Origin of the sequence: Acidithiobacillus sulfurivorans, from assembly GCF_018853815.1 — a bacterium.
In the GTDB taxonomy this organism is placed as follows: domain Bacteria; phylum Pseudomonadota; class Gammaproteobacteria; order Acidithiobacillales; family Acidithiobacillaceae; genus Acidithiobacillus; species Acidithiobacillus sulfurivorans.
Map to the genome: position 1 here is coordinate 1 of NZ_JAAOMP010000161.1, position 1,122 is coordinate 1,122.

A 1,122-nucleotide genomic window follows, 5' to 3' on the forward strand; every position below is an offset into this window, starting at 1 on the left:
CCTCACCCACAGCCACCCTCACGTGCCGGACATGCATCATTTACATAAGCACTAACTCCTGCCAGCAAAGGATTTTTTCAGGAGCCTATAAAGGCGCCACCCGAAACGTTTCAAAGAGGATTTCTACTGTAGTAGCATCATGACTCCCTTTCACACGGACGGGCATTATCCTGAACGACTGGATCAGCCATTTTACTTCACTCACTGCAGCGCCAGACAATGAAAAGGCGTTATTCAACAAGGCTTATCCACTGCATTGGGGGTCGGATCAAATCATTTTTCACGCGGGTACTCCCTGCAACCAATATTTGTTGGTGCTGGAAGGCCAGATCCGGGTGCAACAGATTTCTGCAGGCGGGCGCGAAATCGTCTTGTACCGCATTGGCCCCGGAGAATCCTGCATTCTCACTACTGCTTGCCTGTTCAGTCATCGCCCCTATCCCGCCATGGGTATTACCGAAACAGCCGTGAAGGCGATCAGTCTGCCCAAATCGGTTTTTGATCAACTCATTGGCCAATCCAGCCTTTTTCGGGAATTCGTATTCAATGCCTACGGAAATCGCTTGACCGACTTGCTCACCCTGGTCGAAGAAGTCGTCTTCACCCGTCTGGATATTCGCCTCGCCAGAAAACTTCTGGACCTGGGAAAGCATTCCCAGTTTATCCAGATTACCCATCAGACATTGGCCACCGAGCTGGGGTCGGCCCGGGAAGTTATCAGCCGTGCCCTCAAAGAATTTGAATTGCGGGGATGGATCCGGCGAGGGTCAGGTCAAATTGAAATTATCCAGATGCAGGGATTGCAACAATTAGCAAACTCGGAGTTTGTTTCGTCTCGGTGAGAAAGTCACAGACAGCTCCCTGCGAGTTACCTACGATAATAATCTCTGCTGACTTAACAAGGAGTCCAAAATGTCTGTCTCTACCCTGTTTAACGAAGGAATGGCCGACCGATTGATTCGGATCATCGTCGGAATTATTGTCATTGCACTGGTTTTTGTCGGACCGAAAACCCTCTGGGGATGGTTGGGGCTCGTACCCTTGATCACCGGTTTGGTCGGTTGGTGTCCAGCCTACTCGCTCTTCGGCATCAGGACCTGCCCGCTCCGCAAATCCTGAGAG

2 protein-coding genes are annotated in these 1,122 nt (G+C 51.0%); both read left to right on the plus strand.

Translation table 11 applies throughout. The features are described 5' to 3' along the window. Positions 1 to 272: 272 nt before the first annotated feature. Positions 273 to 842, plus strand: coding sequence for a Crp/Fnr family transcriptional regulator (locus HAP95_RS14920; RefSeq protein WP_368356599.1), 570 nt, complete (start codon positions 273 to 275; stop codon positions 840 to 842). A gap of 70 nt (positions 843 to 912) precedes the next feature. Then, on the plus strand, positions 913 to 1,119 hold the full coding sequence (locus tag HAP95_RS14925) for a YgaP family membrane protein (RefSeq protein WP_215884928.1): 207 nt from the start codon (positions 913 to 915) through the stop codon (positions 1,117 to 1,119). Positions 1,120 to 1,122 lie beyond the last annotated feature (3 nt).